The organism is Bacillus sp. CFBP9009 (genome assembly GCF_036541465.1).
GTDB lineage: Bacteria > Bacillota > Bacilli > Bacillales > DSM-1321 > Peribacillus.
On sequence record NZ_JAZHFU010000014.1, the window covers coordinates 107,704 to 118,800 of the forward strand.

Here is an 11,097-nt window from a genome sequence, read left to right on the forward strand (position 1 = left end):
AAATACGACTCCCGTTATAAAAACAAAAAAACAAACTAGCATTTCCACACTTCATCGAACTCCTCACTTTTCATCCTGACGTAATTTTTAGTATGTACGATGTTCCATATGAAAAAAGGCTGCCGCAGCAACCTGAAGCTTAATTAAATATCTGGCTGGCTTTTACGTAGAAAATTATTCATTGTGTCCCTTGGAACCTTCGCCATCTTTCATTGGGGCGAACCCATCCCTCGAATCTACACACTAGCCCATCAATTAGTACTCCCTTTTTTGAATCGAGCTGAACTTTTCCTCAATGCGGTTAAATTGTTCTTTTTTAATTTTGGCTGAACGCCAAAATACCAATAGAATTATTTAAAAAAATACCGGCACTCCAATGGAAAATAATTGAAAAATAATATCCCCGACTTTTACTCCTGCAATCATCGTTTCCCTCCACTTTCGTATCATCAAATTTTTTAGGCATTCAACATCAAAATAAGGACTTTTGTTCAAACTCTGCAGCAGAAGGATATTCTCGTTAGTAAGATGAGTAGTTCAATATATTTTTTCAAAGGAATTGGATTCGATATTATACTTGCAATAAACGTGCCAATTTCTATAAGTTGTTGAATTTCGTGGGTTTTGGAGCATTTGCTGTGAGTTTGGGGCTTTTATACGTGAATTGGGGCTTATTCTCGTGAGTTTCGGTGATTTACTCGTGAATTTCGAACTTTTACTTGCGAATCGGCGTTTACTCGTGAGTTTTAGTGATTTACTCGTGAATTTAGCCGATTTACTCGTGAGTTTTAGCAATTTACTCGTGAAATTCACGCTTTTACTCGTGAATTTATCTTAAATTGATCTCTTCTTACTAAAAATGTTTATTTATAAACAAATACACATAGTGGACAGTGTGTCTTACATTTACTCCATTAATGGCACCAAAAAAAACTGAATACTCAGCTCTTTTACGTCGCTATTCCTACTCACAGCGTTTTTCTAAATGAGTAGCACCATTTATCATAATCTAATTTCTCTTCATAGAAACGGTGGGCTTCGTTTCGCTGGATCCCAGATTCCAATGCCACATATGCAGCTCCGTTTTCTTTTGCCCAGTTATGTATATAACTCAATAACTTCTCTCCATATCCAAATGAGCGATGTTCAGAATCTGTTACCAGGTCATAAATAAACACGTGACGTTTATTATAAAAGTTCACTCTCCAGCTTAAACCTGCAAGAGATACAATCCGGTTATCCTTATATAATGCATACAGACAATACCCGTCCTTCCTCATTTCTTCAAGTAACTCCAAATATGTCTTTTGAGTTAAGTCAGTACGCAACTGATTCATGATTGGAAAGGCTTCTAACCATTGTTCTTTATTTGTTAATTCTTGTATTGTTTCTATCGAATTCACATTAACACCCCTGAAAGTTTTATTTAAATGTAATTCAACTTTGAATACCGTAAGACCTTCTTCACTATATTTTTGTAATCGTTTTCAGATGGAATCGGTGGGAATGACGATGTTTAACCGTACTTTTTAACGGCTAAAGTATGACTAGATCAATAGTTTAAGAGGAGGAGATTTCTTTGAATATATATGAACAGCAAAAAAATGGACAGCCAGGACAAACACAGGACAGACAGCCTGGCATTGAATCAGAGATGAATCCACTTCCGATTCAGCCAAAGGATTACATAGGAAGCGGTAAGCTTAAGGACCGCGTTGCCTTGATTACAGGCGGAGATAGCGGCATCGGACGTGCGGTTGCCATTGCTTATGCAAAGGAAGGCGCCCATGTAGTTGTGAATTATTTAGATGAGCACGGTGATGCCGAAGAAACAAAGCAGCTGATTGAAGCGGAAGGCGTTCGCTGCCTCCTACTTCCAAGTGACGTTTCCGTGGAGGCGAATTGTAAGGAATTGATTACAAAGACGCTGGACGAGTTCGGAAAGCTGGACATCCTCGTCAATAATGCTGCGGTGCAACTCCCGACGGAAAACATTGAGGATATCACGGACGAGCAATGGGACAAAACGTTCCGCACCAATATTTATTCAGTATTTTACATGAGCAAGCACGCGGTTCCTCATATGAAACAAGGCAACTCGGTCATCAACACAACATCGATCAATCCTTACAGAGGACATGCAACTTTAATGGATTATACAGCGACAAAAGGAGCAATCGTCGGATTCACACGCAGCCTTGCACAGAATGTGGCTAAAAAAGGTATCCGGGTCAATATGGTTGCACCAGGACCGATTTGGACTCCACTCATCCCGGCGACGTTCGACGAACAATCCGTTGCCGAATTCGGTACCGAAGCACCACTTGGCCGCCCTGGGCAGCCGGCAGATCATGCAGGTGCCTACGTGCTGCTAGCATCTGATGAAGGTGCTTATATTACAGGACAGTGCATTCACATCAATGGCGGGATCACGATGTCCTCATAAACCCGAAACGACCGAAAAGCATGATGCTTTTCGGTCGTTTTCATTTCGAAATTTAATTTCCAATGCCGGGAGTATTCATCAATACAATTCTCCAACCATCCGGATCTTCAATAGTAACACCTGACTTTTCCCAATATGGATTTTCCGGAGTAACCGGTTCATAGCCCATACCTTTCAACCTATTCGTGATTTCTTCAATGGTTTTACGTTCAGGAATATAAAAGACAAGCAGATTATCTTTTGTTGGGGCAGGACAAGGACTGCCATCCTTATGTTGGGTAAACTCCAGATGATAGCTGGAATCAGGAAGCCCGATCATGATACCGTCATATCCCTCGTGCCCTTCAAAAGAACCGATTTTTTTCAAACCTAATCCTTCACAATAGAATTTTACAACCTTTTTTAGTTGATTAGTAGGACGTGCAACCCGCATTTGCGCTACTTTCATATCATTTGGCCATTTACTTTCCATTGTCCCATCCCTCTCTGTAAATCGAATTAAATTTCTTCTTTCAAATTACTTTTACCAATATTCATGCCAAAACCTAATGCAATAGCGGCACCTAAACAACTGAAAAGACAGCCAACTCCCAAGAAAATGGATGGATCTGATTCGCCAATCATCACTGAAGCTATACCTCCAATTGCCGGAAAAAGGGCGACCATGTATCCACTTTTCGCCCCACCTATTTTTTCTACAAGCTTGAGGTAGAATAGCCAAGCTCCAAAGGAAGCGAATATAGTTAAATAGAACAAAGCAGATAAATATGTAATAGATGTCGGTAAAGTGACTGCTTGTCCTTGAATGAACACAATTGCCGCTAAAAGAATTCCTCCTGCTGTAAATCCAAGTACATTAGCATAGATTGGGTTCACTTTCTTCCTGGCATTTCTAGCTGAACTTGCATCGCCCAATGCAGTAAGGATGGTACCAAGAACAGCCATCATGATACCCTTTATATCATTGAATCCATGAATATTATTTAAACTCGGATAAATAACAATACAAACAGCCAGCACACCAATTATCCCACCAATTAAGATACGTGAATGTAATGGTTCTTTCAAAAAAACACGAAGGGCAATGGGTGTTAAGATGACTTTCAATGAAAATATTAAAGTAACCATTGCCGCTGAACTTAAGATAGTGGCGTAATAAAGGCATAAATAGCTTAAAGCAAAATTAAAAATTCCAAACACAATAATAAATGGAACATCCTTTTTCTTGGGTTTTCCTGTAGGTCTAAGAATGCACAATAAAATGAAAAATAGGATTGCCGTCAAACCTAAACGATATGTTAAAGATAATTCTAAACTCACAGGTGTACCTTGAATCTTAACAGCAATAAAATTAAGTCCCCATACTAATAAACAAAATATGTACATAAAGTTAGTCATAATAAAATGACCAATTTGCGATATTGCCCACTTTCTATCAGTTTATTAAACTCGTCGTAAATGACTTTCCCATCCATAATTTAACCGCCTTATATTAAAAATCACATATGTAATAATAAAGTAAATATTACCAATCCAAAGAGAATTGTCAATATATATAAATACCGAAAAAGCCCTCCAGTTAATTTGGAGAGCTTATCATTGGCTAACGACTATTAACCTCAGACTGTAGACAAACTCGGTAATAATTAAGTTTGACTACAGTTTTGAAAAACTTTGCAGTTGATTTCAAAAATCAGCTCCCTTTCCGCCGACTGTCTGCCAAGCCTCCTCGACTCAGGCGTCTGTGGGGTCTTGACTAGCCAGTTATTCGGCAGGAGTGTCGCAAATTTCTTCAATCTATTCAGGGTTTCATCTTATATAAAACAGTAAAAAAATCATGTAGTATAACCAAGTCTTCTTTATGAGCCCATTCCGAACTCCCTTTTGTCTATAAACTGCGGCTAACGACTATTAGCCTTTATAGCTAACTTGTCCAGTTTCAACTAATTCCTTCAGTCCCATAAACATTAAATTCCAGCCATGTTCAGATCCATCGTGATACTCTCCAAGAGCTTTTTCGATATCGGATTCTGTCCAATTTTCTTCATGAGGAACAATGATTTTTTGTGAAAATGTCATTTCACAGCCCTTTTGAAGTTCTTTCAGCTCAACTGTAATTGTATCTACTGATTCACTGAATTGCGGCATTTTAAAAGTGAACACTATTTTATTGGGAGGGTCCATTTCAAGATACTCCCCTATCGCCCGATAATCTTTTCCATCGCGATGATCAATAATTTCCCAAATACCTCCCACTTGAGGATCATTTTGTGCCACCTTATTTGTCCCTTCCAATGTAAAAAACCATTTTCTCATCATCTCAGGGTTCAACCATGCATCAAAAACCATTGCAGGCACTACATCAAAATTTCTTGTCATCTTTAAAGTGGTTGTTGAGTATTTTTCCATTTACATACTCCTTAATTCATTTTTACATACTTTTCAATTCTTCTTTTGAGACAGCACGCCAACCGTTTGCTTCCAGTTTCTCTATATAGGTTTCCATCCTGATTTCCTCAATCTCAATCGCAAGCGGGTGCAGCGAAACAAAACATTCATTTGAGGCATAATTAATCGAAACCTTTACAACTTCATATCCATTATGAAATCCTGAATCGAATCCTGGATCATCCATTATATCCCCTTTAACAGGACGAATATCAGATTCAAATGTTTTCATCATTGATATACCATTTTCTTGTTCTTTTATTGATGTAATGAAAATCATTAAATTTATTTTCATTGCAGTCTCCTCTTCTCTATCCTTTAGCGCCTGGCGCCCTTGCTCCTGCATTAGAAAAATGCTGCCGCAGCTTATTGGGATAAAGCGTCTGCTAGTTCTTTATGACTTTGGAATTCACTATTTCCTTTTTCATATTTTGAAAAGAATAGATATCATTTGCAACTTTAAATAGTTCCCCGTTCTTGGAGAAAATCGCACTTCCATTTGGTATTGCATATATCTTTCGTTCATTTGATAGGGGAATTAATTCTCCATCTATATTATCATCGTAATGGACCTCAACGCTAAACCCAACTAATCCTAAGCCCTTGATCACTACAGTTTCTGGATAGTCTTTATCTTTTGTTATTATGCAATCATTACAGAAAGCTAATGAACCCGCACTATATCCAATGATTAAACCTTGAAAGTCTTTGATAATTGGGACAAGTCCTTTTTCTTCTATAACATGGATTAACCTTTCTGGCTTTCCACCAATAAAGTAAAGAATATCATGTTCTTTTATAGACTTTTTCATTTCTTTGTCTGAAAGGTCTTCGTTTAATAATTCAATACTTACATTCTCCATGATTGAAAAGGCTTGTTTGATACTTGCCATCCAACTTTCATACCTGGAATTGTCGGTTGCAAAAGGAATTATTAAAAGCTTAGCATCACGTTTAATCATTTTTGAAAGTTCCAGGAACACTTCACCTAATTCATTATCCGTGTGATTTCCGCCACCAATAAAACAAATATCCATATATGTCCTCCATTTATTCACATGCTATTCTCTTAAAATATTCTATGTAAATAGGACAATACCTCTATATGTCACTACTCTTCAGCTAAATTGCCCCTTTAGCTCCACAAAAAAAGGCTGCCACAGCAACCCTCATTTAAATCCTTGCCTATTTTCTCAAATATACGACACTGTCGTTTCTATCTACTCGAAATTTTAAATCACCCTTAATATTAAGCATATAGCCAGCATCTTTATAATTCTCAGATTCATAAAATATACCATATCCATTATTTATAAATAGCAGACCACTTTTCCATCTTTCAAAAATACAATTTGATTCATTCCTTCATTTACAATAAAAAAAAGAATTGCCACTAAGGAAATGCCACCGATATTTTATTTTTAGATATGGTATTGACTTTTAAATTCTAAAATCTCATCAACAGCTTGGTGATATCCACCAGACTTTTGAAAGGATTCCCTTATATTTGAAACAGTTTTATGGAAAGATGGGTCGTTTAACACATGATCTGCGGCCTCACGTAGTTGATTTGCAGTCAAGCTTTGCATTTGTAATTTAATACCGGCTCCGATATTGGCAACTTGCCCTGCAATAATGGGCTGATCCGCGCTTTGTGGGATTACAATTAGCGGAACCCCGTAGTAGAGACCCTCATTGGTACTATTCATTCCACCATGTGTGATAAATAATTTAGTGAATTTTAGCACTTCCGTTTGTGGAACATATTTTTTTACAATGAAGTTTTGGGGGATCTCTCCTAAATCAATTAGTGGGGTTTGTTGACCGGTCGACATGACAACCGTGTGATTGCTATTTCCAAATGCTTCTAAACAAAGCTTATAAAAATCAACAGAACGGTTAAAAACTGTCCCGAGAGAAATGTAAATGGGACTTTTTCCTTTGATAGCATCAAGGTCAAAGTTATCCTGTTTTAACCGTGAAGAGATGGATGGACCTACAAATTTGTAAGTTTGGTCGAATGCTTCTTCAATAGGTTGAAACTCCCTTGTTGTATAAACGATTGTAAGTGGTGCAGGATTACAAAAAACTTCGTAAGAACAATGGATCTCGACATCATATTTTTCCTTCACCATTACCGTCAGTCTTTGAAATTCATCGTATATAGGTTTAACTATTTCTGTAGGTATTTCTTTAGAAAGCTGTTCCAGCATTTTATCGAATGATGCTTTTGTCTGCGCAAAAGAAGTACAAGAATTGATTGCGGGAAGCTTAAGGATTTGGGCAAGTAAACGTCCACAACCAAACATGGAATCATGGATGATGTAATCAAAATGCTCTCCTTTGATCTGTTCAAGAACGCTAGGTATGACGATATCTACCGTACGTAAAAGACCGTTGATTCTTTCGAGTAAATAATTTCTTCCACCTGAGAGAAAAGCTTTTATAAATTTTTCACCGTCAATTGTTCGTACAGTAGCTCCCGTCTTCTCGATACGTTCTCGAAAAGCTTCTATTGTAAAGTACACTACCTCTTCTCCACGCGAAATAAGCTCTTGCACAACTCCAATAGTTGGATTGATATGTCCTTCTGATCCGCCATTAATAAATAAAACACGTGCCATTTTACCACTCCTTAGATAATTCTGTAAGAGTAAGGTCACTGTACCATACCCTTCCAAAGTCAAATAATTTAAATTTATCATAGTACAATACTTGAAAATCTCAAACTCCTAATCATCCTTGTTTTGGTGGACATCAGAGGAGTTTGCTGAAAAAGGTATTCCACACATTAATAAAGACTAAGTCCTCAAATCACTGCATAATCGGAGATTAATCAACCCGTAAGCTAAATAATTTTCAAGTTCTAAATCATTAAATAATACAACAATGCCAACGACTGCTGAATCATCATAGTTGGAATATTAATATCAAATATCTATGGATTAATCAGCATCTCAAAGACTAAGTAATCGTGCTCATTATGTAACTGGGTATTCTCCCCAAGGGGAATGTCTACAATTTCAACCATTATGGTAAATATAATACTTGAATGAATAACAAAAATGGATAATCAATAATATTAAACGTTAAATTAATATTATTGATTTTTTTTATTAAAAATTTAAATTTTATTATTTGTATTTTCAATTATTTGTTTTATAATCGAATTAACTAAAAGGAAGGGATTTCATTATGGCTTATAAATTAATAACAAATTGTCCTGTCTGCAGTAAAACGTTGAAAATTACAAAGTTGCAGTGCTCTCATTGTCACACTACGATTGAAAATGAGTTTGAAATATCTAAGCTGGCATCCTTATCAAAGGATCAGCTTCATTTTGTGGAAGTATTTTTAACATGCAGAGGGAATATCAAAGAAGTTGAAAAGGAACTGGGGATTTCGTATCCAACGGTTCGAGGCAAGCTAACTGACATCATTTCATCCCTTGGATATGTGCAGAAGAAGAAAAATGAAGTGGACGAGAAAAAAGTTGTCACCATGTTGGAAAATGGCGAAATCACGCCAGAAGAAGCCATTAAGCTCTTAAAAGAGGAATAGGGAGGAATTTATCATGAAAGAGGAAATTACAAGAGTGTTAACAATGGTTCAAGAAGGGAAGATTGATGCAGATAAGGGATCAGAACTGATTCAAATATTAAAAGAGAAAGAAGAAACAGGTAATGAGCTTCTTGAAAAACCGACTAACTATTTAGATAAAACCTTAAAAGTTCGTGTTGTATCAGCCGAAAATGATAATGTCACGGTCAATTTGCCTATAAAACTTGTCAAGGCAGTATTAGTGGCTGGACACAGCATCGCAGCGAGTATCCCTCAATCGGAAAAATACGTTAAAGATATAGACATAAGCCTTATTATTGAAGCAATCGAAAACGAATTAGATGGCCAAATTGTTGATATTAAATCGGCAAACGGGGATACCGTTTCGGTCATCATTGATTAGTAATTTGCTTATGATGCATGTAAAAGTAAAAGCGAAAGGCGTTCGGTTTACCATCCCAATTCCATATGCTATTTTAAACATTGTTATTTCAATTTTATCTTCAAAATTTATTCAGCAAAATGCAAACAAATGGACAAAAGAGCACTTCGAAAGAAAAAAACTGGACTTTACCTTTCCACTAATAGACAAACAAACGCTAAAGCCTATCGTCAAGGAACTGAAAAATTATAAGGGGATCGTGCTAGTAGATGTTAAAGCTAAGGACGGTACTGAGGTTAAGGTTAGACTATAATTTATCATGGAATACACCGACCACTGACTGGCATATTGAAGAAAAGGCCTATTTCTCGCTTACAATACCGAGAAAATTGTAAAAAGACAATAAAGTTATTTAATTTTAAAAGCTCAAACAAGCATACCCCGTTCTAAATTAGGACGGGGTTAAAAAAAAACGGAAAAATCTTTATTGATACCGTACCAGTGCCTTTTTGCGTTTTTCATCCATTTTTAAATCCCTCCTATAAAAAGCGACTGATTGTTTCCACTAATTTTTGAGGAAACGATTTAAGGTCTGTCATATCGAGAAATCTCTCTCTACCGTGTAATTCTGCAATCTTTTCTTTATCTTCTCCAATAGCAACAGATAGGAATTATTATCGGTAATTATTGTGAACAGGTTTAAACAATTCTTCATTAGAATTTCTAACAAGTGAAAAATTGTCTACATTATAGTGACCGTGAAGGGTTTCATTATGATGAAGGATTATTTGTTTTGCAGATAAGTTTTTGGAATCAGAAGTAGAATGTCCATCACCAACTAATGTTACATCAAAATGATTGATTGTTGCTGTTCTAACAGCTGAATCAATACAATGTTCCGTCTTACATCCCATTATTACAATATGGTCTACATTGTTTTTACTTAAATGGTCGTGTAATGGAGTTCCATAAAATGAATTTGTGGCAGCTTTATCAAATATGATAGCAGTTGATGGTATTTTAATATCCTTGTGTATCTGGAATCCAGGTCCTTCTCCATTTGAAACATCTAAATCTCTTATAAAAACAACGGGGATACTTTCATTTATCGCTTTTTCAATTACAGTATTAATGTTATTAACGATTTTTTCTTTCCCAAAGACTCCTTGTTCTTCTTTATTACCTTCTATTAATTCCTGTTGAGCATCGATTATCAGTAATGTTTGTTTCAATATTTTCCCCCCTAAAGTTTTTAGCAGTTAGTTTTTTCCTGTTTTTTATTAAATGGTACTTTAAGTTCTTCTTACAAATCTCTTTATATATTTTCGTCAAAAGATTTACTAATACCTTCTTGAACTATCCTGCCCCTTTAGTTCCATAAGAAAAAGCTGCCTTAAAGACAGCTCCGATCTTCAGCTAACGCACCCGTTAGTTCATTAAGAAAAGGGATTCTTATTAATGAATCCCTCCCTTTCGCGGAGTACTAATTAATCATCATCATTTGTTCGAGTAAATGATTCTGTAAAATAAATTGTGTAAACAAACCAGCGATGCGAGTAGTACAAACTGGATATGCGTTAAGCTGAATGCCCACAGTACGAATCACGCTTTTCTGGTCGATCCCAGAACCTCCAAATAGTGCTGATTGTACATAATGCCTAGGATGTTCCCAAAGGGATCAACCACTGAGGCAGTAATGAACCCCTGACCGCGAACTGTGGGTGCCTCGTGTTCTTTCGCCCCCATAGACAGCAGCTTCTCGAAAGTTGCTGACACATCGTCGACGTGCCAGTACACGACTGCACCACCGGCCGGGCAGATCGACGAACCATCGGGCGCGTAACGGCTATCGATCAGGCCCAGCTCGTGCTGGTAGTCCCCGAGGCGAAACTCGGCATATCCTGGGCGTTCGAAGTATGGGTCGATACCCAACAGCTCGGCGTACCACTTCTTTGCCGCCACTAGATCAGTCGCCCAAAAACTGACTGTGGTGAGTCCTCGTAATGTTTTTGTGTCGCTCATAATCGATTTCCTCCTTTATGTTGAGTAGTACGTCCCGATGCTAAACTAAATAATATCTTCTGATTAACTTCGACTTACTTACAAAAAACCCCTTCTCTTATTCAAGAAAATGGCTCAATTGTTGAATAAAGATCTAACAGTACTCTTCAACTCCCTCAGTTTAATACGATTTTCTCACAAATACTCGCTTATTCGCAGGATTTCATCACCATTGAATTTAAGTTCACGGTTAAATGGA

Annotated in this window: 14 protein-coding genes; 5 read left to right on the top strand and 9 right to left on the bottom strand. The window is 37.0% G+C overall.

The features are described from left to right. Positions 1-679 precede the first annotated feature (679 nt). On the top strand, positions 680-838 hold the full coding sequence (locus V3595_RS23155; RefSeq protein WP_485909925.1) for a hypothetical protein: 159 nt from the start codon (positions 680-682) through the stop codon (positions 836-838). A gap of 130 nt (positions 839-968) precedes the next feature. Here V3595_RS23155 and V3595_RS23160 read toward each other — a convergent pair whose 3' ends face one another. Further along, positions 969-1,403 (bottom strand): GNAT family N-acetyltransferase, encoded by a 435-nt coding sequence (locus tag V3595_RS23160; RefSeq protein WP_485909927.1) that lies wholly within the window; start codon positions 1,401-1,403, stop codon positions 969-971. Positions 1,404-1,579: 176 nt separating this feature from the next. Between V3595_RS23160 and V3595_RS23165 the strand changes: the two genes are divergently transcribed. Beyond that, the gene (locus tag V3595_RS23165; protein ID WP_485909929.1) at positions 1,580-2,446 is read left to right on the top strand and encodes an SDR family oxidoreductase; all 867 of its coding nucleotides are present in this window, start codon (positions 1,580-1,582) and stop codon (positions 2,444-2,446) included. Between the two features lie 52 nt (positions 2,447-2,498). Here V3595_RS23165 and V3595_RS23170 read toward each other — a convergent pair whose 3' ends face one another. The 6 genes from V3595_RS23170 to V3595_RS23195 all read right to left on the bottom strand — a co-directional run bounded on the left by V3595_RS23170 (position 2,499) and on the right by V3595_RS23195 (position 7,518). Then, positions 2,499-2,918, bottom strand: coding sequence for a VOC family protein (locus V3595_RS23170; protein WP_485909931.1), 420 nt, complete (start codon positions 2,916-2,918; stop codon positions 2,499-2,501). Positions 2,919-2,944: 26 nt separating this feature from the next. Then, positions 2,945-3,844 (bottom strand): DMT family transporter, encoded by a 900-nt coding sequence (locus V3595_RS23175; protein WP_485909933.1) that lies wholly within the window; start codon positions 3,842-3,844, stop codon positions 2,945-2,947. A gap of 513 nt (positions 3,845-4,357) precedes the next feature. Then, positions 4,358-4,855: an SRPBCC family protein gene (locus tag V3595_RS23180; RefSeq protein ID WP_485909935.1), complete on the bottom strand. Its 498-nt coding sequence runs from the start codon at positions 4,853-4,855 to the stop codon at positions 4,358-4,360. 22 nt (positions 4,856-4,877) lie between these two features. Then, positions 4,878-5,189, bottom strand: a complete 312-nt coding sequence (locus V3595_RS23185; RefSeq protein WP_485909937.1) for a hypothetical protein — start codon at positions 5,187-5,189, stop codon at positions 4,878-4,880. A 91-nt stretch (positions 5,190-5,280) separates the two neighbouring features. Then, entirely contained in the window at positions 5,281-5,931 is a 651-nt protein-coding gene (locus tag V3595_RS23190; protein ID WP_485909939.1) for a Type 1 glutamine amidotransferase-like domain-containing protein, read from the bottom strand. Positions 5,932-6,315: 384 nt separating this feature from the next. Beyond that, positions 6,316-7,518, bottom strand: coding sequence for a macrolide family glycosyltransferase (locus V3595_RS23195; protein ID WP_485909941.1), 1,203 nt, complete (start codon positions 7,516-7,518; stop codon positions 6,316-6,318). 571 nt (positions 7,519-8,089) lie between these two features. On the opposite strand from V3595_RS23195, the gene V3595_RS23200 reads away from it, so the two are divergent. From V3595_RS23200 to V3595_RS23210, 3 genes are read left to right on the top strand one after another with little or no spacing between them, the layout of a single operon-like run. Beyond that, positions 8,090-8,455 carry a DUF2089 domain-containing protein gene (locus tag V3595_RS23200; RefSeq protein WP_350301414.1) on the top strand — a complete coding sequence of 122 codons (366 nt, stop codon included), beginning with the start codon at positions 8,090-8,092 and terminating at the stop codon, positions 8,453-8,455. Positions 8,456-8,468: 13 nt separating this feature from the next. Continuing rightward, on the top strand, positions 8,469-8,858 hold the full coding sequence (locus V3595_RS23205) for an SHOCT-like domain-containing protein (protein WP_485909943.1): 390 nt from the start codon (positions 8,469-8,471) through the stop codon (positions 8,856-8,858). 10 nt (positions 8,859-8,868) lie between these two features. Beyond that, entirely contained in the window at positions 8,869-9,150 is a 282-nt protein-coding gene (locus tag V3595_RS23210) for a hypothetical protein (protein WP_485909945.1), read from the top strand. Between the two features lie 361 nt (positions 9,151-9,511). Here the strand turns inward: V3595_RS23210 and V3595_RS23215 are convergent, their stop codons facing one another. Together V3595_RS23215 and V3595_RS23220 are read right to left on the bottom strand one after the other, a co-directional pair. Beyond that, on the bottom strand, positions 9,512-10,069 hold the full coding sequence (locus V3595_RS23215) for a cysteine hydrolase family protein (protein ID WP_485909947.1): 558 nt from the start codon (positions 10,067-10,069) through the stop codon (positions 9,512-9,514). Positions 10,070-10,439: 370 nt separating this feature from the next. Then, positions 10,440-10,859, bottom strand: coding sequence for a VOC family protein (locus tag V3595_RS23220; RefSeq protein WP_485909949.1), 420 nt, complete (start codon positions 10,857-10,859; stop codon positions 10,440-10,442). Positions 10,860-11,097 lie beyond the last annotated feature (238 nt).